The organism is Arthrobacter livingstonensis (assembly GCF_003219815.1).
GTDB classification, from domain to species: Bacteria; Actinomycetota; Actinomycetes; order Actinomycetales; family Micrococcaceae; genus Specibacter; species Specibacter livingstonensis.
The window spans coordinates 70,047-95,315 of sequence record NZ_QJVD01000003.1 but is presented as its reverse complement, the minus strand read 5'-3'; the positions used below and the strand labels follow the sequence as shown (position 1 = coordinate 95,315).

Sequence of the window (25,269 nt, the reverse complement as noted above, 5' to 3'; positions counted from 1 at the left end):
GCGGCAGCGGCGCCGTCGGACCTTCACACACTTTCAAAGCACCGGTTTCACACTCCCCCTCGCAAGGAACACACCATGGCAACAACCACCCAATCGGCGCAGCCGCCCACCGTCTCCGACCACCGCAGCATCCTGCTCGTTTTTGCCGGCCTGATGCTGACCATGCTGCTCGCTTCGCTTGACCAGACCATCTTCAGCACGGCACTGCCCACCATCGTGGGCGAACTTAACGGCGTGAGCGAGATGCTGTGGGTCATCACCATCTACATCCTGGCGTCCACCATCATGCTGCCCATCTATGGCAAGCTGGGCGACCTGATGGGCCGCAAGGGCCTGTTCATCGGTGCCATTTCAGTGTTCATCCTCGGTTCCATCGTTGGCGGATTCGCCCAGGACATGACGTGGCTGATCATTGGCCGCGGCGTGCAGGGTCTGGGCGGAGGCGGCTTGATGCTGCTTTCGCAGGCCATCATCGCCGATGTGGTGCCCGCCCGGGAGCGCGGGCGCTACATGGGAATCATGGGCGGCGTCTTTGCCCTGTCCTCCGTGGCCGGCCCCCTGCTGGGCGGCTGGTTCACGGACGGCATCGGGTGGCGTTGGGGCCTGTGGATGAACATTCCGCTGGGTATCCTGGCGATCATTTCAGCCATCTTCTTCCTGCGGCTGCCGGCACACCCGCGCCAGAAGGCCCGGGTGGACGTGGCCGGCATGGCACTGCTGGGCATCACCTCAACCCTGCTGGTGCTGGTCAGCACCTGGGGCGGCACCAAGTACGACTGGGGTTCCCCCCAGATCATCGGCATGGGCGCCGGCACACTGATTGCGGCCGCCGCTTTCATCTGGGTTGAGCACAAGGCGGAGCACCCCATCATGTCCCTGCACCTGTTCAAGGACCGCAACTTCAACCTGACGACGGCGGCCGGCCTCATCACCGGCATCGCCATGTTCGGCACGCTGGCCTACCTGCCCACATTCCTGCAGATGGTCACCGGCGCCAACGCCACGCAGGCCGGGTTCCTCATGATCCCCATGATGGCCGGACTGCTGGTGACGTCCATCGTCTCAGGCCAGCTGGTCAGCAAGACCGGCCGGTACAAGTGGCTGCCCATCACGGGCATGTTCATCGTGGCAGGCGCCCTGGTGCTGCTCTCCACCATGACCGCCACCATGCCCGTCTACCTGATTTGCGTCTACCTGGCCATCATGGGGATCGGGTTGGGAACCTGCATGCAGATCCTGGTGCTGATCGTCCAAAACCAGTTCCCCAATTCGCAGGTGGGCATGGCCACTGCCTCCAACAACTACTTCCGGCAGATCGGGGCGTCCCTGGGCTCCGCCGTCGTAGGCAGCCTCTTTGCACACCGGCTGGCCCAGATACTCACCGAGCGCATGTCTGCCGGCGGCACCGGCACCCAGGGCAGCATCAATTCCCTGACCCCAGCCATTGTGCGCCAGCTCCCGGAGCAGGTGCGCAGCGTCATCATTGGCGCGTACAGCGACGCGCTGACCCCGATCTTTGTTTACATGGTTCCCCTGCTGCTGCTGGCCGGGATCCTCCTGTGCTTCGTCAAGGAGATCCCACTGGCCACCACCATTGACAGGGAGCCGGCGGTGGCTGCCGAGGCAGGAATAGTTGGCGGGCCGTCCGAAGGCGATGCTGCCGCCACCCCGCTGGCGCCCGCCACCCCACTGGCAGCCGGCACCCCGATGGCGCCCGCCACCCCACTGGCAGCCGGCGGCAATCCAGCCACCGGCCGCCATCGGTCGACGCAGGCTGAATGACCACTTCCGGGTACCCGCAGTTGCGGGTGCCCGGAAGTGAAGCTCTGCATGTTGGACGAGCATGTTAACGAAAAGGAACCCGTCTTGTGGGCGGGTCCCTTTTCGGTGCTGTTTTGTTGCTTGTTGCTTAGTGGCCCATCGCGATGAAGACGGGGGCGGAGCCGCCGACGTTGACCGAGTAGACAACGGTGCTGCCCTGGAAGCCGCCATGGACGGCCTGGCCGTTACCAATGTAAACGGCGATGTGGGCCATGCCCACGCCACCGTCTGCGTAGTAAATGAGGTCTCCGGGCTGTGCTTCACCCTGGGAAACCGTACGGCCCAGGGCGAGGTAGCCTGCCGGCCAGCCGTGGAAGTTGATGCCGGCTGCGGCAATGGCGTGGGTGACCAGCATGGTGCAATCCTGTGCCACGCCCAGCTGGGCCAGGGCCGCAGCTGCGATGGTGGCGCCAATGCCGCTCTTTGCAGCGGGCTTGGGAGCCGGTGCTGCGGGAGCTTCAGTGGTGGTGATGGTTGCTGCCGGCGCTGCTGCCGGTGCCGGAGCCGCCTGAGCGGCCGGCGCTGCAACAACTTCATTGCTCTGGACTGCCACGACGGGTGCTTCAACAACAGGCGCCGGCGTGGACTTGATGACAGGGCTGGCGAAGGAGATCTTCACCGTGGAAGCCGCCGTGACTGCGGAGGCCAGCTCCGAGTTTTGGCTAAGCGTGGTTCCACCGTCGGAGGCGCGCTCCACGGTGGGGGTGGCTGCATTGGCTGCAATGCCGGAAGTAAGGACTAGTCCGGAGGCTGCTGCGATTACAGCGGCCTGGCGTCCGACACCGCCGACATTGGAGCTGACGGCTTTCGTGATGACGGAGATCGGGCTGGTCTTAACAACCTCGGCGCGGTGGCGCCCGAGGGCAGTGTTTGAAGACAAGAAGGATCCTCTCCCAAAGCCTGCGAGGTAAGCTGTCGGATTCGGATGGGAGTCACCCGGCCGCTCCGCACCCTGTCAAGGAATTGTTTTCCCTGGCGAATGCTTTGCGACTTCACCCCTAGGACTTCTTCTAATAAAAGAAGCCCGATATTGGTTCCCCCGCCCCTGCCAGACGATTGATACGAACGGACCGTGAGCGGTGGCAGAGCTAGGCAATCCACTCACAGGCGCCAGCTTGATTCGAAGTTGGCGCGGTTATGACGGTACAACAGTTTTTTGCCAATGTCACGTTCAGGTCACGGTAGTGTCTCTAAGTCGTGACCTAGACCCCCTTGTGCAGGGACTAAAGCCATCCCAGGGGGTCTACGGTCTCGTCATCGATGATGACCTCAAAGTGCAGGTGGCAGCCAGTGGAGGCGCCCGTGGTGCCGCTAAGGGCCACCTTGTCCCCGCGCTCAACCTTTTGGCCGACCTTGACGCCAATGGAGCTCAGGTGGTTGTACGACGTCGACAGGCCGTTGCCGTGGTCAATCACCACACGGTTGCCTCCGCCAAACTGGTGCCAGCCGGCAAACGTCACGGTCCCGCCTGCGGCGGCAAAGACGTCTGTGGAGCACTGCACGGCATAGTCCTGGCCGGTGTGCACTTCACCCGGCGCGCCGGTGAGCGGGTTGATGCGTCCGCCAAACGGCGACGACGGCGTAAGGACCTTAAGGGGTGTGGACAGCGTTCCCTTCGAGGCCTGGGGCGTGACGTTGGAGGCCTTGACCTTCAGCGTTTCCTTCAGCTGTCCGTCGGGGTTCAACGCACTGGCAACAACGGGTGAATCGAAGTTGATGGCAACGTCGGAGGCTGCGGTCACCACTGACTCGGCGACAGTGGCGGGGGTGGTGTCAACGCTAGCCAGTGAAACGCCGGTGGCGGACGGCATGGTGACGGCAAGGGCCAGGCCCGTGGCAGCCAGCGCAATCCCCACCTTCTGGCTGGCGCCGTTGGCCAGGCCGGTGCGAATCAGGGCACCCAGCGAACCGTGCGGCGTGGCGGTGGAACGCTCGGCCGCAAGTACTTCGCGGCGGGTTGGCGCGAAGGACTCTTCAACGAAGGTGGAGGGCGAAATCGCCCTGCGGCGTCCGTGCTGCTTGACCTCTGACACTAATTACCTCTCTGAAAGCACCTGCGGAGTTAGCTGTCGGATTCGGATCAGAGAGTGTAACTTTTGATCCGGCCGGCCCTTGGCACGCGCCATACCCAACGCACAGCCCCGCCATGGAGGGTACGTCAATGAGTTGCGAGTGGTTCCAGACCTGGCTTCACCCCAAGGCGGACTGGTCGGTCCGCCGGTTGTGGTTCCCCCGTCCTTGCCAGAAATTGCTTAATTCCGCACTCTGAAGGCAAGGCTCGGTGTCAGAGGACGGTAACGCTTCGGTTACAGCGCCAAGTTGTTACTATACGGTACAAATTGCCACCGTGATAATTCCGTTATATTTGACAATTTCAATGTCAAGCGCCTAACGGCGGCTGGGCGGACGGCCTAGTTCATGGAGACAAAAACGTGCGCCGCCACCTCGGGAGGAAGCTCCAGCGCCCCGTCAATTCCGGGCACGCGCACCGAAATGTATTCGCCCACCTGGGCCAGCGAAATGGTGGCACCGGGGCGCAGGCCGCCCTCGTCGAGCTGGGTCAACAACTCCGGCTCCACCTGGATCCGCTCGGACAGCCGGTGGATGGTGACCGACTGTTCAGGGGAATAGGTGTTCATGGCCTCCACCAACGTCACCAGGCCGGCGGCAAAGACGGGCGACACCTTTCCGCCGAGTTCCTCCAGTCCGGGGATCGGGTTGCCGTACGGCGATTCCTCGGGCTTGCCCAGCAGTTCAAACAACCGCTGTTCCACCCGCTCGCTCATGACGTGTTCCCAGCGGCAGGCCTCTTCGTGGACGTAGGCCCAGTCCAAGCCAATGACGTCGGAGAGCAGGCGCTCGGCCAGGCGGTGCTTGCGCATGACGCGGGTGGCCTTGTCCCGGCCGGCAGGGGTCAGCTCCAGGTGCCGGTCGCCGGAGACGATGACCAGCCCGTCGCGTTCCATGCGCCCCACGGTCTGGGAAACGGTGGGGCCAGAATGGTGCAGGCGCTCGGCAATCCGGGCACGCAGCGCCACAATGTTCTCTTCTTCCAACTCCAGGATGGTGCGCAGATACATTTCCGTCGTGTCAATCAAATCTGTCACGTCAGATTCCTCCTGAGTTTTGGCGAGATTCCGGGCGGCGGCCTTTTGCCTCTACGATATCCTGCTTAATACAAGGGGTGAAAACGTCCGCTTGTTCCCGTTCACTGCCCTCCTGCCCGGCCGGCGCCGAGAATAGTTTCACCATGCGGCCCACATTTGAGGATGAGGTACCCCTTCCGGCAGAATTGGCAGCAGGCCCTTGGCGCCTTTACTTCCATCGCTTAAATTTTGGAGCAGACCCGTGAGCGAATCCATGCCTCTCACCATCCCCGCCAACCTGCGCCCGGCCGACGGCCGCTTTGGTGCAGGCCCATCCAAAGTCCGTCCCGAACAGGTGGCTGCCTTGTCCGCCGCCGGAGCGGCCCTGCTGGGCACCTCCCACCGCCAGGCCCCAGTAAAGAATCTCGTGGGCGAGATCCGCAGCGGCCTGAAGACCTTCTTCCGGGCGCCGGACGGCTACGAGGTCATCCTGGGCGTGGGCGGTTCCACCGCATTCTGGGACGTGGCATCGTTTGGCCTGGTCGAGAAGAAGGCCCAACACCTCTCCTTTGGCGAGTTCGGCTCCAAGTTTGCCTCCGCCACCAACAAGGCACCGTTCCTGGAGTCTTCCTCCATCATCAGCTCCGCGCCGGGCACGCGCCCCGATGCGGTGGCCGAGTCCGGAGTCGACGTTTATGCCTGGCCCCAAAACGAAACCTCCACCGGCGTGGCCGCTCCCGTCGAGCGTGTTGCCGGGGCTGACGACGGCGCACTGGTCCTGGTGGATGCCACCTCCGCCGCCGGCGGCCTGCACGTGGACGTCACCGAGGCCGATGTGTACTACTTTGCGCCGCAGAAGAATTTTGCGTCCGACGGCGGACTCTGGCTTGGGCTGTTCTCCCCCGCCGCGCTGGAGCGGGCCGCGCGCATCGGTGCCACGGAGCGCTGGGTGCCGGACTTCCTGAGCCTCACCACGGCCATCGACAACTCGCTGAAGAACCAGACGTACAACACGCCCGCCCTCTCCACACTGGTCACCCTCAACGAGCAGGTCAGGTGGCTCAACGGCAACGGCGGCCTGGACTTTGCCTCCCGGCGCACGGCCGACTCCGCAGGCCGCCTGTACTCCTGGGCCGAGTCCTCCAGCGCCGCCACCCCGTTCGTGGCCAGGGCGCAGGACCGCTCCAACGTGATCGTCACCATCGACTTTGACGAGTCAGTGGATGCCGCCGCCGTCGCCAAAGTGTTGCGCGCCAACGGGATCGTGGACACCGAGCCGTACCGCAAGCTCGGCCGCAACCAGCTGCGCATTGCCACCTTTGTGGCCATCGAACCGGACGACATCACGGCACTAACCAAGTGCATTGACTACGTGATTGAGAACCTCTAACCCACCCGTCGAGGTGACAGCTAAGGCGGCTCCCGGACATCGGAAGCCACCTTTGCTGTACCTGCGGTTTTGCCAGGCAACCGCACCTGCACCAAGACCTCACCAGGGGGCCAACGCCGTATATTCTGCCTGCCGGCTCGGAGCAGTTGCGGCCGTCGGAAGGCGTCAGGCAGGTTCCGCCCAGAACCCGTCAAGCTGTTCCTGGTCCGAATAGTGCCCGCGGACCTCGTGGATCAGCCCGTCCTGCACGCGCATCAACTGGCAGCCGGTGATGTCCAGGACCCGCCCGCCAAAATCCCCGGTGGCATGCTGGATGGCCACGACGTAACGATCGCCCACTGCGACGTCCAGCAGCTCCGCCCTGAAGGTGCCACCGGACAGGGGCGCCAGCTTAGCCAGAAACCCGTCCCGGATGGCGGACCATCCCACGTGGTCGCCGGCAATCGGCCCCTTGCCGGGGAGATGCCACAGGGCATCGGGGGCAAAGCACGCCTCAGCCTTGGCCAGGTCCTGCTCCGCGACGGACTCGTAAAAACGCCGCACCACATCCACTGCCGACTCGTTCATGGACAAAGCATGGTCTTGCGGTGGCACCGGCGTCAAGGGCTCCCGACGAATGCGCCCACTGGACAGTTGTGGCTGCTTTGACGCGTCAAAGCAGCCACAACTGTCCAGTGAAAGGCGGCAGGTCCGGGTCGGCTCAGTCTTCGGCTTCGTCAGCGTCCGCCGGGTGCCCGGCGTCGTCCCCGGTCTCTACAAGCTCGACCATCGTGTCGTCGTCCGCGGTATCGCCGTCCGCGGGATCGACCTCGGCGTCGGCCTGCTCGTCCGCCTTGGCATCCTCGGGGCGGACACGCTCGGCCCACGGCACCCACGGCGGGGCCAGCACAGAGTCGTTGGTGGGCAGCAGCCCCACCTCATTGACCGTTGCGTCCTTGGAGCGGGAGACGCGGGCCAGCGTGGCGAACCACTGCCAGCCAACGTAACCGGGCATGGTGCATTCAAAGAGGTGCGTGACCGTCCGGACACCCTCGCTGCGCGCTGCCACGTGCGGACCAATGTTGTCATCGGCCGTAATCTCCCGCACTGCTGAACGGGCCACGTCGGTGGACTCGGCCAGAAACGCATCCGGCTTGCCCACCCGCCAAACGGGCACGCCCGGGCGCGAGGCAACAGCCCCCGTTTCAGCGGGCACCGGAGAGTCGGCGGATTCGGTGGGAAGTTCGGTCATGACGGGCACCACTATGCGTCGAAGTTGTCGGCAACCTTGCGCAACGCGGCGGCAATCTTGCTCGCGTCGCCTTCCGGGTACTTGCCGTTGGTCAGGGATCCTACGGAGCGCTCCAGCAAGGACACCAGGTCCTGCACGATCGGGGCGAGGTCGCGGGCGGGCATGCGCTTGGCCTTGGCCACGGACGGGCCCCGGTCCATGATCTTTGCGGCCATGGCCTGGGCACCCTTGCGGCCGTCGGCCACTCCGAATTCCATGCGCATTCCGGGCTTGATCTCACCGGCGTCGGGCGCGAGGGCATTGGCGCGCAGAAAGACTTCCTTGCCGTCGTCGGCCGTCAGGATGCCGAAGCCCTTTTCGTTGTCGTACCACTTCACTTTGCCGATCGGCACTTGCTTTACCTCGTATATTTCATTGGTTGGAATCACGCCTGACGCCTGCGCGGGGGTTGGCCGCCGTACCCGGTGGCTGTGAAATGTGCAGCCGGTACCAACAGGCGCATGATGTGCTGGCCTATTTATCTCAAGGTTACCGCGTCGGCGAACACCCGGTGCGCTTTGTGCCACACCTGTCCGCTGTTAGCGTTATGACCATGGGCATCCACAACTTAGCACCAGCAGCGGCCGGCCGGGGCTGGCAGGCATTCAACATGGCTGCCGTTGTGCTGGCACTGGCCGCATTGGCCTCCCTGATCATTGTGCTGCTGACCAAGTGGGCCGGGGGCGATCCCTGGACTGGCTTCGACTGGATTGCCATGCTCTGCCTGCCCGCTGCATTCCTGATGATGGGCGGCAGCGTGTTGCACGCGGTTTCCCGACGCCGACGATTGTAGGGCAGCGGGCAGCTTTTGGCGGTAGCGTTGAGCTGATGTCCACCCTGCGGCTTTTGATCTCCGACCTTGCTGCCCGGCCCGATTCCTCGCTGCTGCGGCTGCTTTCGCTGCGTCCGGAGCTGATGGATCCCGCGGCGGCCGACTTTGCCGCGCTCGCCACCCGCGCGTCCAGCCGGGCCGGTTTGGCTCGTGCCCTGGACCTGCTGAACCAGCCCCAGCTCCAGGTCCTGACCTCGCTGATTGTCATGGCGGATCCCGATTCCGGCGCCACCGCGGCCCGGATTGCGTCCGCCGTTGCCGGCGCCACCGTTGAGCAGGTGGCGCCACTTCTCGACCAGCTGCATGAGCTGGCCCTGGTGCTCCATGCGCCCCTGGACCCTCCGGACACGGACGACGCCGGACCCCGCCTCTTCCTTGCCGTCACCTCCCTGCGCGAAGTGTTGGGAGCACATCCTGCCGGCCTGGGCCGCAACTATGTGGAACTGGCCGAAGCCCTGCCGGGCTGCCGGGACAGGCTGGCCGGGATTGTCGCCAGAATGGGGCATGGTCACGGATCAGTGCCCGGAAGGGCGGCCCCACCGGCCGGCAATCCGCCGGACGGGGAACTGGCCCGCCAGCGGACCGACGGGGGTCCCGACGCCACCGGCCAGCAGGCCGGTCCCGCTCCCGAGGTGCCCGGCCAGCAGGCCGGTCCCGCTCCCTCGGTGCCCGGCCAGAGGACCGATCCTGCTGCGGAAATGCAGCGCTTTCTTGCGTCGTTCACCGGCCCGGAGCTGTTGCTCGAGGGTGCCCCCGAAGGCACCTCGGAGCTCCTGGCGAAGTTTGAATCCGGCCCCATGGGTCGGGTGGGACACGCCCTCCGCGACCTCAGCCCAGCCTCCGCCCCCGGAGGTGGGGAGGGCGTCAGCTCGGCGGCAGCGTCCCAAAACGCTGCCCGGCACAATCCCGGCGGCGCCGTCGAATGGCTGTTGCGCCGGGGACTGCTCATTCCGCTGGACGACGACCACGTTGAGCTTCCCCGCGAAGTGGGGCTCCTGCTGCGTCACGGCAGCGTGATCACCAGCTTCGCTCCGGAGTCGCCGTCCCGGCCGGCCGCCCACATCCGCGCAACGCTGCGGGACAACGCGTCCATGGGCGCCGTCGCCTCGGTGCTGCGCACCATGGCCCGGCTGCTGGACTCCGTGGAAGATGCCCCACTGGCCACGCTGCGGGCCGGCGGGGTCGGCGTTCGTTCCGTACGCACCCTGGCACGCGACCTCGACGTTGAAATGGCACAGTCGTACTTTTACCTTGAGCTCGCGGCCATGGCAAAGCTCATCAGCTTGGATCCAGACACCTCGCAGTGGAGGGCCACGGCGTCGGCCTGGCGATCGCGCGACCGCGCCGAACAATGGCTGTGGCTCACATCCGCCTGGCTTGACGCAGGGAGGATGCCGTCGCTGGTGGGCTCCGGCTCCCCGGCGGTCAATGTGTTGGCCGGCGAGGCGAACCGCGCGGATGCACCCGCACTGCGCAACACGTCCCTGCAGGTGCTGGCGGCTTTGCACCTGAGCCTGACCCAGGGAGCAGTGCCGGCAACCGTTGCCGCAGGGTCCTCCCAGGAGGGGACGGGCCAGGCAATCGCGGGGCAGGATGGAGCGGGCGTATCAGGGGCAGACCAGGCAGCCGCAATCCTCGCGTCCATGGTCCCGGCACCCACCATCGGCCAGGTTCTGGAGCACTACGCGTGGCACCACCCGCGCCCCGCCCGGAGGGTTGCCAACGCACTGGCCGGGTTTCTCGCCGAAGCGGAAATCCTGGGCCTGACCGGCGCCGCCGCTCTGACGGACCTTGGCCTGGCCGTGATCGACAGGGACTGGGATGCGGCACTTGCCCTCCTCACCGGAGCCCTGCCGGAACCGGTGGAGCATGTCCTGCTCCAGGGCGACCTCACCGCCGTGGCTCCAGGATTCCTCTCCCCCGCGTTGTCCGCGGAGCTGTCGCTGCTCGCGGAGCCGGAAGGCAGTGGCACGGCCGGGGTATTCCGTTTCACGCCCGCGTCGATCCAGCGGGCCCTTGCCGCAGGCCGCACGGCATCCGGCATCTTAAACTTCCTCGCCACGCATTCGGTCACGCCCGTCCCGCAGCCGCTGGAATACCTGGTGCAGGACGCAGCGGCACGCCACGGCCGGTTCACGGTGGGAGCAGCCTCCGCGTTCATCAGCACGGAGAATCCCGAACTCCTGGCGGAACTGCTGGCCGGTGACATGGATGCCCACCTGGGGCTGACCGCCATCTCGCCCACCGTGGCCGTCTCAACGCTGACTTCGGCAGAACTTGCCCGGGGCATGCTCGACGCCGGCCACTCCCCCGCCCTTGCCGACTCGGATTCGACCCCGGAGCCCAACGAGGTTGTCGGGGGCACCCGGCGGGCCGCGCTCCCGGCAAAGCACGAGGCCGTGGCACCGTATGAGACAGCCCGGCTGCTGGCAGCCGAAGAGACGGGGCCCGAAGAGACGGGGACCGATGAGACCCGGCGGGGCAACGCCGTCGGGCTTCCCCTTGGTCTGGCCGCGGCGCAGCTTAACCTGCTGCGCAGCCGCCCGGCATGGAGTCCGGGCCTGGGGGAATCGGCCCCGGCGCTGGTCCGAGAGCAGTTGCAGCGGGCCATCCGGGCCGGGACGGACGTCTGGCTGACCACCGTGCGCAGCGACGGCGGCCCCGAACGGCTCCGGCTGCACCCGGTGACCGTGATGGAGGGGCGCGTGCGCGCGTTTGACCCCGACCGTGCCAGCGAACGGATTTTCAGCATCCACCGGGTCATGGAGGTGGAATTGATTGATGGTTCCGGCAAGAAAGGCACACCATGAACGACGGGCCGTTGATTGTCCAAAGCGACAAGACCATCCTGCTGGAGACCGGCCACCCGCAGGCCACTGAGGCGCGCCACGCGATTGCGGCGTTTGCCGAGCTGGAACGAGCCCCCGAGCACATGCACAGCTACCGGATCACGCCGCTGGGGCTCTGGAATGCCCGGGCGGCAGGGCTCGACGCCGAGCAGGTGCTGGACACGCTGCTGATGTACTCACGGTTTCCGGTGCCGCACCCGCTGCTGATCGACATCGAGGAGGTCATGGCCCGGTACGGGCGGCTGCGGCTGGAGAAGGACCCGATCCACGGGCTGGTCATGCGCACCAACGACTTCCCCGTGCTGGAGGAGGTGATCCACGCCAAAAAGATCGGGCCTCTGCTGGGGCCGCGGATCGACCCGCTGACCGTGGTGGTGCACTCCTCGCAACGCGGGGCGCTCAAGCAGCTGCTGCTCAAGGCCGGCTGGCCCGCGGAGGACCTCGCCGGGTACGTTGACGGCACGCCGCACCCCATTGCGCTGACGGCAGGGGATGCTGATGCGGTGGCCCCCAAGAGCGGAGCGTGGTCGTTGCGCCCCTATCAAAACCTGGCCGTGGAGAACTTTTGGGCCGGCGGCTCCGGCGTGGTGGTTTTGCCGTGCGGTGCCGGGAAAACCATTGTTGGCGCGGCGGCCATGGCCGTCTCGGGCACCACCACGCTGATCCTGGTGACCAACACCCTCTCGGCCCGGCAGTGGAAGGCCGAGCTGCTCAAGCGCACCTCCTTGACGGAGGCGGAAATTGGCGAATATTCCGGCGCCGTCAAGGAGGTCCGGCCCGTCACGATCGCCACGTACCAGGTGTTGACCATGCGCCGCGGCGGGCTGTATCCGCACCTCGAGCTCCTGGATGGCAACGACTGGGGGTTGATCATCTACGACGAGGTCCATCTCCTGCCGGCCCCCATCTTCCGCATGACGGCGGACCTGCAGGCGCGTCGCCGGCTGGGGCTGACAGCCACGTTGGTGCGCGAGGACGGCCGCGAGGGCGAGGTGTTCTCCCTGATCGGGCCCAAGCGGTACGACGCCCCGTGGAAGGACATTGAGGCCCAGGGCTACATCGCCCCGGCCGATTGCGTCGAGGTGCGCATCGACCTACCGCGGGACGAGCGCATGGCCTACGCCATGGCGGACGACGCCGACAAGTACCGCCTGTGTGCCTCGAGCGAGAGCAAGTCCGAGGTGGTGGAACGGCTCGTGGCCACCCACGCCGGCGAACAGCTCCTGGTTATTGGCCAGTACATCGACCAGCTGGACGAGATCGCCGAACGCCTGGGCGCCCCGCTGATCAAAGGCGAAACGTCCGTGAAGGAACGTGAGCGGCTCTTCGACGAGTTCCGGCGCGGAGTCATCCACACGCTGGTGGTGTCGAAGGTGGCGAACTTTTCCATCGACCTGCCGGAGGCGTCCGTGGCGATCCAGGTGTCGGGGTCCTTTGGCTCCCGGCAGGAGGAAGCACAGCGGCTGGGGCGGCTCATGCGCCCCAAGGCCGACGGCAGGACCGCTCGCTTTTACACGCTGGTGGCCCGGGACACCGTCGACGCGGACTTCGCGGCCAAGCGCCAGCGGTTCCTCGCCGAGCAGGGGTACGCCTACCGCATCATCGACGCCCCCTGACCGACGCTCACGTCAGTGGCACTTCCCCCCGACGCTCTCACATGGGTGAAGGAGCGTCGGGGAAAAGCCACCCGAAGAGAGGGAGCGTTGAGGCGCTTACCGGCAGTATCGGGCCGGAGTAGGATCAGTCACCACGGGGTTCCTGCGATTTGTATGGAGGCGTCATGGATTACGAAGAGTCGGTGGCCGAACATTACGGCAGTGGCGATGTCCTGGAGCGGCTGCTGGCCGCGGTGCGCAACGCCGGAGGCGATCCGGATCACTTTGCTTCGGCGGACCTCCGCGGCGCCGACCAGCTCCACATTGGCGGCCCCGCCGCCACCTCACGGGTTGCCGCGCGGGCCGGAATTGGCGCCGGAACCCGGGTCCTGGACATTGGTTCGGGCATGGGCGGCGTGGCCCGGCATCTGGCTGGCGAATTCGGTGCCACGGTCCACGGGGTGGACCTGACACCGGAGTTTGTGGCCGTCGCCAAGGAACTCACGCAGCGCACCGGGCTGGCCGGATCCGTGGAATTCACCCAGGGCAGTGCGCTGGAGCTCCCCTTGGCGGACGCCTCCTTCGACGCGGCCGTCGTGGTCCATGTGGGCATGAACATTCGCGACAAGGACCGGATGTTTGCCGAGGCCGGCCGCGTCCTGCGGCCAGGAGGCATCCTGGCCGTGTACGACATCATGCTCCTGGGCGGCGGGACGGAGACCTATCCGCTGCCGTGGGCTGCCTCCGCAGAGACGTCCTTCCCGCAGCCGCCACTGGCTTACAGCGACGCGCTCGGCCAGGCCGGCCTCGAGGTGGATTCGGAAGCCAAGACCCTGGCCGAGGGCATCGAGTTCCTCGAACGCGCCCTCGACTCCGGCGGCCCCCTGGGGCTGGCCGGGCCGGCCCTGGCCAACCTGTTGGACGCCTTCCGCGCCGGCCTCCTGGCCCCCGTGGAAATCTATGCCCACCGCCCCTGACCCGCTTGTTAGAACAGGATCCTGAGCGCAGCAAGCCGCCCCACCTGGTCGGGGTCGCCCTCGAGGCAGATGAGGCCCGAATCGGGGGTACGCCCGGAGAGTCCCCTGACTGTTTCAAGCCCGACGCCGGACACCCGGGCCTGCGGGCCCTCCCCGCCCAGGTGCCACGCGCCGGAAATCTCGCCGCTCAGTTCCACCGTGAGACTGTGTGCCGAAACGGGCGATGTGCCGCGCGGCGCGTCCCGGGACGCGCCGCGCCGGGAAACCCATTCCACGGAGGCGTCGCGCATGATCTGCTCGAGAATCGGCCCGTCGGCATCCGTGGCCGGCCGGGGCAGTCCGGTCGCCCGGGCCAGGTCGATGCCGTGCATCCACGCATCCCGCAGGTAGATCACGTTGTAGAGGTATCCGAGCCGCAGCGCCGCCCCGCCCGGCGCCATGTCCGCCTGTACAGAGATCCGGCCCATCAGCCGCGAAAACGACGCCACCCTTGCCGCCACCTTGGGCGCGTTGGCCCGGTAGAGGGCGACGAGGTCAGTGGTGGTTTGCCCCGCATGGTCGTCGACCTGCGCCTGGTTTGCGGCGTCCAACGGCGAAAGGCTGGGGTACCGGCGTCGTCCGGTTTGGCGGTGGCGGAGCGTGGAGCGGACGCTGAGGATGTCTTCCTGAGCCCCGACCAGGTGGCCGACGACGTCCCGGACGGTCCATCCGGCACAGTCGGTGGCGGCGTCCCACAGCCCGGCCGGCAACGCGGCCAGGAAGTCGGCGGTGCCGGCCATGACGGTGAGGTAGAGGGCGGCTGAGTCGGCGCGTTTGGCGGCCGGAATGGCCGTGGCGGAAATGGGCATGGTTCCTTCTTAGGTTACGTAATGTTCCAGCCACAGTGTCACCGCGGGCTCGGCCAGGCGTGCGTAGCGCCCGTCTCCCCTGCCCGTCGGATCGTTGGCCAATTGTTGTGAGACCACTCCGGCCACCACCGTGGTGAACAGCAGCATGCCGTCCTCCGTGGCGGCGGCAGCGCGCAACTGCTTGCGCGAAACGGCCAGCTGGATTCGCTCGCGAAGCAGCGACACCACCTCCAGGCTGGGCTTGAAGGCCTGGGGCGACGGTTCAAAGCCGGGCACGGGCCGCCAGTTCAGCAGCTGCGCCGCCACCGGGTTCCCCACCGACCACTCCACGAAGGCCCTGGCCCCGGCACGCAGGGCGGCCAGGGCGTCATCCGGGTGTTTGGCGCCGGCCGCCAACACGGCATCCCGCAGGCCCGCGGCACCCCGTTCAAAGAGGGCATCGTACAGGGCGTTCTTGGACGAAAAGTACCCATACAGCGACGGTGGGCGCATTCCCACCCGGCGCGCCACGGCCGACAGCGACATGCCCGCCACCCCGTCCCTGGCCATCAGTTCGACGGCGGCGCCGAGGATCTCAGCGATGGTGGCGTCCCTGCGCACCTTGCGGCGGTCCTGGACTGTTTCCATACCACATTATCCGCCTAACGGTATTAGGAAAACAAGGGGGCGTGAGGGTGAGTTGACCGCGCCTCGAAGGCCTCAGCCGAGGACGGCCCGCAATGCCGCGAGCGCCTCGGCCAGCGGCGGGAGTTCGGGGTGCCAGGTGCGCTCCCACTCCAGCGAGGCCCACGGATCCGCAGCGCCCTGAGCTGCGGCGATGCCGGCCAGCAGCGACTGCATCCGGCGCAGCGGCAGTTCGCCGTCGCCGGGGAGGGTCAGCGTGACGTTGTTGCCGCCGGGGATCCGCACCCCGTCCTTGTACTGGGCGTAGGCCACGGCGCCGGCCAGCAATTCCGCCGTGCGTTCGGGAGTTTCGTCGTGGCGCCACGGGTGCATGAGATCCCAAATGACCCGCACCGGTGCATCGGCATCGACCCGGGCCAGGATCCGGGCGAGGTCTTCGCCGCGCGGGTGCGAATCATGGGTCTCGAGCAGGAGGGCCACCCCGCGGTCGCGGGCGTGCCCGGCAGCGCGGTTGAGCCGGCGGGCGCCGCGCTCATCGGCTGCCGCCATGTCCGCCGGCACGCCGTTGCCCAGCGCCGGAGGCAGGCCCGCCCCCGGGAAGACGCGCACATTGGGGGCGCCAAGGTCTGCGGCGAGGTCGACGGCGGCGCCAAGTTCGGCGTCGATCCCGCCTTCACTGCCCCCGTCGCCGGGCGCACAGACCCGGACGTAGCTGGCCAGCGCAAGGACCGCCAGCCCGGCGTCGGCCACGGCCTTGGCCACCGCGCCGCGTTCGGCGGCGGGCATGCGCGGATACACAAACTCCCCGTCGGCCGCGCGCAGTTCCAGCCCCGTGGCCCCGGATGAATGTGCCAGTTCAATCACTTGGTCAAGGGATTCCCCGGGGCAGCCGAGGGTGGAAAAAGCCAGAGGCATGGCGGTCCTTTCATTGCACGTCGGTTTTCACACCCTACCGCCGCACGGTGTGATTGGTAAACGCTTTCCAAGAATGCTGCTTCCACGGTTCGCTGGGCCGAGCCATCAGCCCTTCAGAAGGCTGCACAGCGGCGTCCAGCCCATGGGAAGCGGGCCGCGGATGGCGGCCCGCTCCCGATCGGCCGCTGCGGACCAGCCCTGGGCGGACTGCCCGGCTTTGCTGCCGACGGCGCCGCGGGCCACCCGGAATCCGACATCCTCGAGGACGGCATCCGGCGCACTGCCACGTCGCACGGACGGCCGGACGCTCCACTCCCGGTCCGCCCCCCCGCCCCGGAGGCTTCTGTAGTCCCCATAGCGGGCGGTGTCGGCATAGTTCCAGCACCATTCCCACACATTGCCGAGCATGTCGAAAACGCCGAAAGCATTGGCTTCCCTGCCGGCCACGGGCTGCGGGCCGGCAACGCGGTCCAAGGCCGTCCAGGCCGAGCCTGCCAGCGCCACGGCCGGCGACCCTGTCTGCGCTCCGCGCGCGCCGGCCCGGCAGGCCCATTCCCATTCTGCCTCGGTGGGCAGCCGGAAACCGCTCGCAGCCACATCCCAGGCGACATTCCGGCCGTTGATGCGGTAGGCCGGCACCAGGCCCGCGGCGTTCGACGCCGCATTGCACCACAGCACGGCACCCAGCCAGGTCACCGGATGGGCAGGCACGTCCGGCGTCGAACCGGCAGCAGCGGGACCAGTCAACCCGGCACCAGCGGGAACACCGTCCACCGCTCCCCATTCACCCCAGGTGAGCTGGGTACGGCCCAGCTCGAAGGGCACCAGCTCCACCTCATTGACGGTTCCCGTACGGGCGTCGCGAAGTTCAACGATGCCGCCGGGAATCGCAGCGAGCCGCAGTCCCAGGTCCCGGGCGCGGGTTGTTCCCCCGCCAGCGCCGGGCACGGGCGGCGCAGATTCACCGGGCAAATATTCCATGCCCCCAGTGTCCCGCACAATGCAGCCCGGCCCCACAACCGCCGTCGTTCCCGCCGGGACAAGGACGCGTCGAGGGCGCACAAGGCGGATTCCGCAGGAGCCTCCGCCAGCCGCCGGGAAGCACTTCCGGTGAGGCGCCCGGACGGATTCCCACGGCTCCCCACTAGGCGCTGGGAACTGCCTGAGCGTAGGCTGACAGATATTACCCATGGAATAGCCAGCTTATTCCCAGCCAATGGTCGGAGACTTAAATGGTGAAGAAGACCGGACCTGAAGCAAAGCTGCTCGTTGTTGACGACGAGCCCAACATTCGCGAACTGCTCTCCACTTCCCTCCGGTTCGCCGGATTTGAAGTGGTGGCCGCCGCCAACGGCCGCGAGGCCCTGGCCGCGGCTGAAGAGCACAACCCAGACCTTGCGGTGCTGGACGTCATGCTCCCGGATATGGACGGGTTCACCGTCACTCGCCGCCTGCGTGCGGCCGGACGGCACTTCCCCGTGCTGTTCCTGACGGCCCGCGACGACACCGAGGACAAAGTCACCGGCCTCACCGTCGGCGGCGACGACTACGTGACCAAGCCGTTCAGCCTGGACGAGGTGGTGGCGCGCATCCGCGCCGTGCTGCGGCGCACCCAGCCCATGGACGACGACGACGCCGTGCTGCGTGTCGCCGATCTGGAGCTCGACGACGACGCCCACGAGGTCCGCCGCGCCGGCAGGACCGTGGAGCTCTCCCCCACCGAGTTCAAGCTGCTGCGTTACCTGATGCTGAACCCGAACCGGGTGCTGTCCAAGGCGCAGATCCTCGACCATGTCTGGGAGTACGACTTCAACGGGGACGCCTCAATTGTGGAGTCCTACATCTCCTATCTGCGGCGCAAGGTTGACACCGACTCCACGCTGCCCGCACTGATCCAGACCAAGCGCGGCGTGGGCTACGTGCTGCGGACAGCCGACAAGCGCTAGCACCCTGCGAAGACATTGATTACGTTGTGGAAGAACGCATCACTGCGTTCGCAGCTGGTGGCGATTATCAGCGCCCTGCTGACGCTTTCCCTCCTGGCTCTCGGCGCCACAACGTTCCTTTTGCTGCACACCTTTCTGGAAGACCAGATGGACACGCAGCTGACCACCTTCCAAAGGTCAATTGTCGAATACGGTCCCGTGGACTCGGAAAACACCGACCAGACCCCGTTTGGCTTCGACTACTACGTGGGCATCCACTACGGCGACTCCAGCCTGGCCAAACAAAACCGCTCGGGCGAGGACAAGCCCGTCTATCCCAACTACACGCTGGCGCAGGCCATGGCGCTGAGCGGAAAGAAATTCACCGTTCCCAGCACCGACGGCGGGGCACCGTGGCGGGTCACCGTCGTCGCGCCTGTGAGCTTCAGCCGCGGCCCCGCGAATTCAGTTGTCGCGACACAGCTGTTCACCGGCTATGCGGTGGTGGGCCTGCCCTATGAAAGCCTCAACACCACCATGGAACGGCTGGCGGTGGTCATCACCGGCGTGGCCCTCCTGGCCATCACCCTGGGCACCATGATCGCCTACTGGACCGTCAGCCGGTCCTTCCGGCCGCTCAGCCGGGTGGAAAAGACCGCCGCCGCCATTGCTGCCGGGGACCTCTCCCGCCGTGTGGATATTGAAAACCCGTCCACGGAGGTCGGCCGGCTCTCGGGCTCGCTGAACACCATGCTGGCCCACATTGAGCATGCCTTTGCCGCACGCACCGCGTCCGAGAAAAGAATGCGCCGCTTCGTAGCCGACGCGTCCCATGAACTGCGCACCCCCTTGGTCACCATCCGCGGCTTTTCGGAACTGTACCGCCACGGTGCACTGCAGACGCCCGACGACGTCGGGACGGCCATGAGCCGCATTGAAAGTGAAGCCAAGCGCATGGGCGAGCTCGTGGAGGACCTGCTCATGCTGGCCCGCATTGACGAACAACGCCCGCTGGTGCTCAAACCCGTGGACCTGTTGATCATTGGCCACGACACTGTTCTGGACGCACGCGCCTCGGCACGCGACCGGGCATTCTCCGTGGTCGGGCTGGACGGCGGCCCGGGGATGCCCGCACCCACCATGGGGGACGAAGCCAAGCTGCGCCAGGTGGTGGCCAACCTCATGGGCAATGCGCTGCGGTACACCCCGGAGGGTTCGCCCGTGGAAATCATGGTTGGAACGCACCAGGTTGGTGGACAAAAAACATCTGTCATCAAGATCCGCGACCACGGCCCTGGCATCTCCGACGAGCAGGCACCGCGCATTTTTGAGCGGTTCTACCGCGCCGACTCCTCCCGCGACCGCAACACCGGCGGCAGTGGCCTGGGGCTGGCGATTGTCGCAGCCATTGTGGCATCGCATCACGGCACCGTGCGCCTGGAGCAGACTCCCGAAGGAGGCGCCACCATGGCCATTGAACTCCCCTTTGAGGACCCCGACGACGCCGGCAGCCAGGACACGTCGTCGACCGACGGGTATGTCCCGCCCGTGCCCTCGCGGGCGCCGCGCTCGACCGGCCGGCCGGCGTAGCACGGCTGGCCACCCGGCATATCACGACGCTGCTCCCTCCACAGCCTGGCCTGCGGACTGGCAGTCCCACAAATGCCAGCGCGGCCCTGTTGGCCCGCGCGTTGGCGTCCTAACGTGGAAGGCACCAGCCAGCCTTCCACCCGGTGGAACCAACAGCCAGGAGTCATCCCATGGCACAGTTCAACGTCAACAGCGACGACCTCGCCCTCAAAAGCACTGCCGTCAAGGGCTCCGTGGACCGCATCCGAATCGAGGTGGACGGCATGAAGCGCAACCTGATGGACCTGCAGTCCACCTGGACGGGATCGGCGGCCACCAACTTCCAGGCCCTGCTTCAGGAGTGGCATGCAACCCAGGTCAAGGTTGAGGCCTCCCTGGAGAGCATCAATTCAGCCCTGTCCATGGCCGCAACCCAATACGCGCAGGCAGAGGATGCGAACACCCGTATGTTTACTGCTCGCTAGTCCCCACTCCCTCCCACTGCTCGCAATCCCCAACCGCTCCCAGCGCTCGCAAGCTCGCACAGGGTCCCTCGCGCCCCCGCAGCGGGAACCTCGGGAGCGTGGGCCCATACTTCGCGCCACTGCTCGCAATCCCCAACCGCTCCCAGCGCTCCCAAGCTCGCACAGGGTCCCTCGCGGCCCCGGGCCCCCGCAGCGAGAACCTCGGGAGCGTGGGTCCATACTCCGCGCCACTGCTCGCAATCCCCAACCGCTCCCAGCGCTCGCAAGCTCGCACAGGGTCCCTCGGGAGCGTGAGCCTCCGCAGCGGGCCCCTCGGGGGCGTTGGGGGCGGGCTACGCCTCGAGCGTGCCCTGATGGAAGCGCACCTGCCAGCGGCCGTTTTCGTGCTGCCAGATGGAACTGCGCAGCGCACTCCCCCGCGGGGCCACGCTGCGGTAGGTCAGGAGGGCGGTGGCAGCGTCCAGGCGGTTGAGCGCAAGGACCTCCAGGCTGGCCTCCGCGGCTTCCCCGTCGCTGAACATGGCCAGGATCTCCTGCCGCGACCAGCGTCGGCCGGAGGCGCCAATCTCCTCAAAGTCCGGGTGGAGCAGCTCTCCGGCACGGAGCGGGTCTGCCCGCACCGCCGGGTCCAGGAGCTCGCGTTCCAGCTCCACGACTGTCTCGAGCGAAGCGTCACGGGAGGCCGGAAAGGCGGGGTCGGGTTCGTCGTCGAGCATGGAAAACAGGTCAGCCTGCGCGGTCTCGTCCACCGGTGCAGGGACAGCTGCGGGGGCCAGCGCGGGCGTCGCAGCCGCCGCGGTAGGCCTGGCACCCGGATAGCCGGGCCCTTGAATGGGTGCCCGGTTGGCCTGGTAGGCCGTGGCAGCCGCGCGGGCACGGTCGTCCGCTGCCTCGTTGAGGTCGTGGCCGGCATGACCCTTGACCCACTCAAATTTGTAGCTCCGGCCCACAATGGCGGCGTCGATCTCCTTCAGGAGGTCCACATTCAGTACGGGCTTGCCGTCAGCCTTGCGCCAGCCCTTACGTTTCCATCCCGGCATCCACTTGGTGATGCAATTGATGACATATTGGCTGTCACACAAAATGTGCAGCGGCTCCTGGGGCAGGTGCGCCGTGGACTTGAAGAGGTCAAGGACGGCCATGAGCTCACCCATATTGTTCGTGCCGTGCGGCCAGCCTCCGGCACGCCAGCGAGAGTCGTCCACATACCAGGCCCAGCCCGAGGGACCGGGATTACCCAAAGCCGAGCCGTCGGCTGCCGCAACAATTGTCATGGGTCCATACTTTCAGATTCCACCGACACTTAAATGCCAAAGGCGCCCCTTCCGTGATGGAAAGGACGCCTTTGTGACAAGACCCTGGTGACATACCCGCCCAAGGCGTCAACCCACATATGGGCCCACGCGCCTGGGCCCTCAGCCTCGAGGGCCCCCAATCGCGGTTCGCTAGCGAACCGCGATTGGGGAGAGGCTGGGGACTAGAAGCCGCCCATGCCGCCCATGTCGTCCCCGCCGCCGCCGGCAGGTGCAGCCTTTTCGGGCTTGTCGGCCACAACGGCTTCGGTGGTGAGGAACAGTCCGGCGATGGAAGCCGCGTTCTGCAGTGCGGAACGGGTTACCTTTACCGGGTCGTTGACGCCGGCAGCCAGCAGGTCCTCATAGACGCCGGTTGCCGCGTTGAGGCCGTGGCCAACAGGCAGCCCGCGAACCTTGTCCACCACTACGCCGGGCTCCATGCCCGCGTTGAAGGCAATCTGCTTCAGCGGGGCATCGATGGCAACCTTGACGATGTTGGCGCCAGTGGCCTCGTCGCCGGTCAGGTTCAAGCCTTCGAAAGCCTTGACGCCAGCCTGGATAAGTGCGACGCCGCCGCCGGGGACGATGCCTTCCTCAACAGCAGCCTTGGCGTTGCGCACGGCATCTTCGATGCGGTGCTTACGCTCCTTGAGCTCCACTTCGGTTGCGGCACCGGCCTTGATGACTGCAACGCCGCCGGCCAGCTTGGCCAGGCGTTCCTGCAGCTTCTCGCGGTCATAGTCGGAATCGGAGTTTTCGATCTCGGCGCGGATCTGGGCCACACGGCCTGCGATGGCGTCGGCTTCGCCGGCACCTTCAACAATGGTGGTCTCGTCCTTGGTGACAACCACCTTGCGGGCCTTGCCCAACAGGTCAAGGGTGGTGTTTTCCAGCTTGAGGCCGACTTCCTCGGCGATGACCTGGCCACCGGTGAGGACGGCGATATCGGCAAGCTGTGCCTTCCGGCGGTCGCCGAAGCCCGGGGCCTTGACGGCAACGGACTTGAACAGGCCGCGGATCTTGTTGACGATCAACGTGGCCAGTGCCTCGCCTTCAACGTCCTCTGCAATGATCAGCAACGGCTTGTTGGACGCCATGACCTTTTCCAGAACGGCAACGAGGTCCTTTACGTTGGAGATCTTGGAGTTCACGATCAGGATGTACGGGTCTTCAAGAACCGTTTCCTGGCGCTCGGTGTCGGTGACGAAGTAAGCGGAGATGTAACCCTTGTCGAAGCGCATGCCTTCGGTCAGTTCGAGCTCCAGGCCGAAGGTGTTGGACTCCTCGACCGTGATGACGCCTTCCTTGCCAACCTTGTCCAGGGCTTCGGCAATGAGTGCACCGATCTCGGGATCGCCGGCGGAGATGGAGGCCGTGGCCGCGATCTCTTCCTTCGTCTCGATTTCCTTGGCGGAGGCAAGCAGCTGCTCGATGACGGCTGCGACAGCCTTCTCGATTCCGCGCTTGAGGGACAGCGGATCAGCGCCGGCTGCGACGTTGCGCAGGCCTTCCTTGACCAGTGCCTGGGCCAGAACGGTGGCCGTCGTCGTGCCGTCACCGGCGATGTCGTCGGTCTTCTTGGCAACTTCCTTGACCAGCTCGGCGCCGATCTTTTCGTAAGGGTCGTCCAGCTCGATCTCCTTGGCGATGGAAACACCATCGTTGGTGATCGTGGGGGCGCCCCACTTCTTTTCCAGGACAACGTTGCGGCCGCGCGGGCCCAAGGTGACCTTGACGGCGTCGGCGAGGATGTTCAACCCACGCTCAAGGCCGCGGCGTGCCTCTTCATCGAATGCAATGATCTTGGCCATGTAGGCTTCAGTCCTTTCGGGACAGTCATTATGGACTCAGCTTCCCCGTGCGGTGCCCGCGACGGACGGACCCGGTGCCGGCGATCTCTTTCACGCCGGCCACGGAATCCTCACCACATGAGGAAAGTTCTTGACCTCCGACGGCGGCTGGCTGGCTAGGATCTAGCAGTCACCACCTCAGAGTGCTAACTCAATAATTAGCACTCGGCACCCGAGAGTGCAAGCGCAGCGTCCCCCTGTGTGCTGCGGGCGAACGCGCAAGCGCCCCTGCCGGCGTCGTGACTCCCATCAGGTTCGGCCGGAACGCTTCCGCTGCTTGGAATATGCGGCTAGCGTTGACCGAAGAATATTCCAAACAGCGCATATGAACCCAGTGTACCGATTTCAAAATCAAGGGCACTGCCGAAACGGCACCACTGAAGGAGTCACCGTGAGTGAGAATCCAAGCCTCGACAAGCCCGCCGACCCCCACGGCCACCCCTCGCCGCCCTCCGGCGCCCCGGCGGGATACGACCAGCCGGCCCAGCCCGCCGCCCCGGATTACGGCCAGCCCGCCTACCAGCAGCCCATGGAACAGGCTCCGCCCGCCTACCAAGGCCAGCCGTATCAGCAGCCGTCCGCGCAGCCGCCGTACCAGCAGCAATACCGGCAACCCGCCTACGGCCAGCCCTACAGCGAGCAGAAGTCCAAGGTCGCGGCCGGCATCCTGGGCATCCTCCTCGGCGGCCTCGGCATCCACAACTTCTACCTGGGCTACACGAAGAAGGCGCTGATCCAGCTGCTCGTCTCTGTCCTAAGCGTGGGCTTCCTCGCTTGGGCCATGGCCATTTGGGGCCTCGTCGAAGGCATCCTGATCCTGGTGGGCAACGAAGGTTTCCGCACCGATGCCAGGGGCATCCCGCTTAAGGACTGACACGCAAAATACGCGCCGAGAGCGCAGATAGGGCGGGCAACTTCACGAGTTGCCCGCCCTATCTGCGCTCTCGATGGTGCGTCCGCAACCGGGGGCTTGGAAAGCCGAGGCGCCTACTGCGCCCCGGGTCCCAGGACCACCGTCAGCGGGATCCCGAGCTCCGCGGAGTCGAGCAGCGTGGTGATATTCAACAGCGCACCCAACGCCTGTGCGTTGGCCTTCTCCGTCGGGCCGCTGTAGATGATGGATGAGACGGACTGGGGTGCCCCGGCCCAGTTGGCGGCCTGGGAGACCGTCCAGCCGTTGGCCGTGACCGTGCCGGTGTATTTGGCCGCGAGCCCGCCGATTCCGGTGGCGTTGAAGATGGCGACGGGAATGCCCTTGTCCACCACGGCGCCGGGTGTCGGAGTGGCCGACGGCGTGCGCGCCGGCGCGGTGCTCGGTGCCACGCTCGGGGTGGCTGATTTTGCCGGCTGCCCGCCGGTCGGAGTGGCAGGAGCGGAGCTGCTCTGCCCGGCCAGAGGCTTGGTGGCCGTGTCGTGTCCGCTGATCTTGGGCACTATCAGGAACGCCAGCAGGCCGATGCACAGCGCCGCGACACCAAAGATCATCAACGGCATCAGGCTGCGCGTGGCGACTTCCAGCGAGGCGCGGTGAACGCCATGGCGGGCAGAGTTCTCCGGTACACGGTCAAATTCGTCGCGCGGGTAATTAGTCATGGTGCAGTGCAGTCCTTGTGGGTGGGGCCGTGGAAGCGTGCGTCAGTTTCCGAGCCGCCGTGCGGTCCGGGCCTTTTGGCGCGACGTACGTAGTCTACGCAACCGCTTGACCAGCATGGGGTCGTGCTCAAGTGCGGCTTCCGTGTCGATCAGCGCATTGAGGATTTGGTAGTAGTGCGTGGCGGAGAGATCGAACATCTCGCGGATGGCCTGTTCCTTCGCCCCGGCGTATTTCCACCACTGCCGCTCCAGGGCCAGCATTTGGGCATCCCGCCCACTCAGCCCGGCGGCGTCGTCCACCGCGGGTGCCGGTGTGTGCTGCGGCGGTTCGGCTGCTTGCGCCAC

24 protein-coding genes and 2 riboswitches are annotated in these 25,269 nt (G+C 66.3%); of the genes, 10 read left to right on the top strand and 14 right to left on the bottom strand.

From position 1 onward, the window contains the following. Window positions 1-75 precede the first annotated feature (75 nt). On the top strand, window positions 76-1,782 hold the full coding sequence (locus CVV68_RS03985) for an MDR family MFS transporter (RefSeq protein WP_110499718.1): 1,707 nt from the start codon (window positions 76-78) through the stop codon (window positions 1,780-1,782). A gap of 127 nt (window positions 1,783-1,909) precedes the next feature. Here the strand turns inward: CVV68_RS03985 and CVV68_RS03980 are convergent, their stop codons facing one another. From CVV68_RS03980 to CVV68_RS03970, 3 genes are all read right to left on the bottom strand, one after another. After that, window positions 1,910-2,701 (bottom strand): NlpC/P60 family protein, encoded by a 792-nt coding sequence (locus CVV68_RS03980; RefSeq protein ID WP_110499717.1) that lies wholly within the window; start codon window positions 2,699-2,701, stop codon window positions 1,910-1,912. A 3-nt stretch (window positions 2,702-2,704) separates the two neighbouring features. Continuing rightward, window positions 2,705-2,886: riboswitch (cyclic di-AMP (ydaO/yuaA leader) on the bottom strand. 158 nt (window positions 2,887-3,044) lie between these two features. After that, entirely contained in the window at window positions 3,045-3,854 is an 810-nt protein-coding gene (locus tag CVV68_RS03975; protein WP_245933320.1) for a M23 family metallopeptidase, read from the bottom strand. Between the two features lie 2 nt (window positions 3,855-3,856). Continuing rightward, a riboswitch (cyclic di-AMP (ydaO/yuaA leader) is annotated at window positions 3,857-4,084 on the bottom strand. 148 nt (window positions 4,085-4,232) lie between these two features. Further along, window positions 4,233-4,928, bottom strand: a complete 696-nt coding sequence (locus CVV68_RS03970) for an iron-dependent transcriptional repressor DtxR (protein ID WP_110499716.1) — start codon at window positions 4,926-4,928, stop codon at window positions 4,233-4,235. Between the two features lie 253 nt (window positions 4,929-5,181). Between CVV68_RS03970 and serC the strand changes: the two genes are divergently transcribed. Then, window positions 5,182-6,297, top strand: a complete 1,116-nt coding sequence (gene serC, locus CVV68_RS03965) for a phosphoserine transaminase (RefSeq protein WP_110499861.1) — start codon at window positions 5,182-5,184, stop codon at window positions 6,295-6,297. A 165-nt stretch (window positions 6,298-6,462) separates the two neighbouring features. Here serC and CVV68_RS03960 read toward each other — a convergent pair whose 3' ends face one another. From CVV68_RS03960 to CVV68_RS03950, 3 genes are all read right to left on the bottom strand, one after another. Further along, window positions 6,463-6,864, bottom strand: coding sequence for a nuclear transport factor 2 family protein (locus CVV68_RS03960; RefSeq protein ID WP_110499715.1), 402 nt, complete (start codon window positions 6,862-6,864; stop codon window positions 6,463-6,465). A gap of 133 nt (window positions 6,865-6,997) precedes the next feature. After that, window positions 6,998-7,528: a DUF3027 domain-containing protein gene (locus CVV68_RS03955; RefSeq protein WP_110499860.1), complete on the bottom strand. Its 531-nt coding sequence runs from the start codon at window positions 7,526-7,528 to the stop codon at window positions 6,998-7,000. An 11-nt stretch (window positions 7,529-7,539) separates the two neighbouring features. Next, window positions 7,540-7,920 (bottom strand): cold-shock protein, encoded by a 381-nt coding sequence (locus CVV68_RS03950; RefSeq protein ID WP_110499714.1) that lies wholly within the window; start codon window positions 7,918-7,920, stop codon window positions 7,540-7,542. A gap of 200 nt (window positions 7,921-8,120) precedes the next feature. On the opposite strand from CVV68_RS03950, the gene CVV68_RS03945 reads away from it, so the two are divergent. From CVV68_RS03945 to CVV68_RS03930, 4 genes are all read left to right on the top strand, one after another. Beyond that, a complete protein-coding gene (locus CVV68_RS03945) occupies window positions 8,121-8,360 on the top strand; it encodes a hypothetical protein (protein ID WP_110499713.1) in 240 nt (79 codons plus the stop codon). Between the two features lie 35 nt (window positions 8,361-8,395). Then, on the top strand, window positions 8,396-11,209 hold the full coding sequence (locus tag CVV68_RS03940; protein WP_110499712.1) for a helicase-associated domain-containing protein: 2,814 nt from the start codon (window positions 8,396-8,398) through the stop codon (window positions 11,207-11,209). Further along, entirely contained in the window at window positions 11,206-12,864 is a 1,659-nt protein-coding gene (locus CVV68_RS03935; protein ID WP_110499711.1) for a DNA repair helicase XPB, read from the top strand. The genes CVV68_RS03940 and CVV68_RS03935 overlap by 4 nt, the downstream gene beginning before the upstream one ends. 164 nt (window positions 12,865-13,028) lie before the next feature. Beyond that, on the top strand, window positions 13,029-13,820 hold the full coding sequence (locus CVV68_RS03930; protein ID WP_110499710.1) for a class I SAM-dependent methyltransferase: 792 nt from the start codon (window positions 13,029-13,031) through the stop codon (window positions 13,818-13,820). Between the two features lie 8 nt (window positions 13,821-13,828). Here CVV68_RS03930 and CVV68_RS03925 read toward each other — a convergent pair whose 3' ends face one another. From CVV68_RS03925 to CVV68_RS03910, 4 genes are all read right to left on the bottom strand, one after another. Then, entirely contained in the window at window positions 13,829-14,668 is an 840-nt protein-coding gene (locus CVV68_RS03925) for a maleylpyruvate isomerase family mycothiol-dependent enzyme (RefSeq protein ID WP_110499709.1), read from the bottom strand. Window positions 14,669-14,677: 9 nt separating this feature from the next. Further along, the gene (locus CVV68_RS03920) at window positions 14,678-15,295 is read right to left on the bottom strand and encodes a TetR/AcrR family transcriptional regulator (protein WP_110499708.1); all 618 of its coding nucleotides are present in this window, start codon (window positions 15,293-15,295) and stop codon (window positions 14,678-14,680) included. A gap of 72 nt (window positions 15,296-15,367) precedes the next feature. Beyond that, a complete protein-coding gene (locus tag CVV68_RS03915; protein WP_110499707.1) occupies window positions 15,368-16,207 on the bottom strand; it encodes a sugar phosphate isomerase/epimerase family protein in 840 nt (279 codons plus the stop codon). Between the two features lie 105 nt (window positions 16,208-16,312). Further along, window positions 16,313-17,188, bottom strand: coding sequence for a formylglycine-generating enzyme family protein (locus CVV68_RS03910; protein WP_110499859.1), 876 nt, complete (start codon window positions 17,186-17,188; stop codon window positions 16,313-16,315). A gap of 254 nt (window positions 17,189-17,442) precedes the next feature. Here CVV68_RS03910 and CVV68_RS03905 point away from each other — a divergent pair, with 254 nt between their 5' ends. From CVV68_RS03905 to CVV68_RS03895, 3 genes are all read left to right on the top strand, one after another. Further along, the gene (locus CVV68_RS03905; RefSeq protein ID WP_110499858.1) at window positions 17,443-18,153 is read left to right on the top strand and encodes a response regulator transcription factor; all 711 of its coding nucleotides are present in this window, start codon (window positions 17,443-17,445) and stop codon (window positions 18,151-18,153) included. Between the two features lie 24 nt (window positions 18,154-18,177). Next, the gene (locus tag CVV68_RS03900; RefSeq protein ID WP_306415680.1) at window positions 18,178-19,722 is read left to right on the top strand and encodes a sensor histidine kinase; all 1,545 of its coding nucleotides are present in this window, start codon (window positions 18,178-18,180) and stop codon (window positions 19,720-19,722) included. A 170-nt stretch (window positions 19,723-19,892) separates the two neighbouring features. Next, entirely contained in the window at window positions 19,893-20,186 is a 294-nt protein-coding gene (locus CVV68_RS03895; protein ID WP_110499705.1) for a WXG100 family type VII secretion target, read from the top strand. Window positions 20,187-20,518: 332 nt separating this feature from the next. On the opposite strand, the gene CVV68_RS03890 is transcribed toward CVV68_RS03895, so the two are convergent. Further along, window positions 20,519-21,460, bottom strand: coding sequence for a ribonuclease HI family protein (locus CVV68_RS03890; protein WP_110499704.1), 942 nt, complete (start codon window positions 21,458-21,460; stop codon window positions 20,519-20,521). Window positions 21,461-21,663: 203 nt separating this feature from the next. Continuing rightward, window positions 21,664-23,292 carry a chaperonin GroEL gene (gene groL / locus CVV68_RS03885; protein ID WP_110499703.1) on the bottom strand — a complete coding sequence of 543 codons (1,629 nt, stop codon included), beginning with the start codon at window positions 23,290-23,292 and terminating at the stop codon, window positions 21,664-21,666. 430 nt (window positions 23,293-23,722) lie between these two features. On the opposite strand from groL, the gene CVV68_RS23780 reads away from it, so the two are divergent. After that, window positions 23,723-24,205: a TM2 domain-containing protein gene (locus CVV68_RS23780; protein ID WP_245933319.1), complete on the top strand. Its 483-nt coding sequence runs from the start codon at window positions 23,723-23,725 to the stop codon at window positions 24,203-24,205. Between the two features lie 113 nt (window positions 24,206-24,318). Here the strand turns inward: CVV68_RS23780 and CVV68_RS03875 are convergent, their stop codons facing one another. Together CVV68_RS03875 and CVV68_RS03870 are read right to left on the bottom strand one after the other, a co-directional pair. After that, the gene (locus tag CVV68_RS03875; protein WP_110499702.1) at window positions 24,319-24,924 is read right to left on the bottom strand and encodes a LytR C-terminal domain-containing protein; all 606 of its coding nucleotides are present in this window, start codon (window positions 24,922-24,924) and stop codon (window positions 24,319-24,321) included. A 42-nt stretch (window positions 24,925-24,966) separates the two neighbouring features. Continuing rightward, the gene (locus tag CVV68_RS03870; RefSeq protein ID WP_110499856.1) at window positions 24,967-25,269 is read right to left on the bottom strand and encodes a DUF3263 domain-containing protein; all 303 of its coding nucleotides are present in this window, start codon (window positions 25,267-25,269) and stop codon (window positions 24,967-24,969) included.